This window comes from Rhodopseudomonas sp. BR0G17 (assembly GCF_010907025.1).
Taxonomy (GTDB): domain Bacteria; phylum Pseudomonadota; class Alphaproteobacteria; order Rhizobiales; family Xanthobacteraceae; genus Rhodopseudomonas; species Rhodopseudomonas palustris_H.
In genome coordinates this window covers 1-410 of record NZ_QUML01000191.1, presented here as the reverse complement: position 1 = coordinate 410, position 410 = coordinate 1, and the positions used below count along the sequence as shown (strand labels likewise).

Sequence of the window (410 nt, the reverse complement as noted above, 5' to 3'; positions counted from 1 at the left end):
GATCGGCATCGCCACCTGCATCGGGCTGATCGAAGAGACCAAGCTGCTTGTCGACGTGCTCCGGCTCGCCGGTTTCGAAACCCGAACCGCCCTGTGCAAGGTGGGCTCGATCGACAAGACCGAGATCGGCGTGCCGGAAGAGCTGAAGATCAAAGCCGGCCACGAAGCGTGCTGCAATCCGGTGTTGCAGGCCCGGTTGCTCAATCGCGAGCACACCCAGCTCAACATCATCATGGGCCTGTGCGTCGGCCACGACTCGCTGTTCATCCGCCATGCCGAAGCGCCGGTGACGACGCTGGTGGTCAAAGATCGAGTGCTCGCCCACAATCCAGTGGCGGCCTTCCACACCATCAAGACCTACTCCAGCCGGATGCGCGACGCGCGGCGCCTGCGAGAGCTGTAGACCTGTC

General features: G+C 63.2%; 1 protein-coding gene. It reads left to right on the top strand.

Annotated features, from left to right (window positions below; translation table 11 throughout):
* On the top strand, positions 1-403 hold a 403-nt coding region (locus tag DY467_RS25815; RefSeq protein ID WP_164639886.1), incomplete at its 5' end, for a DUF1847 domain-containing protein.
* Between the last annotated feature and the right edge of the window lie 7 nt (positions 404-410).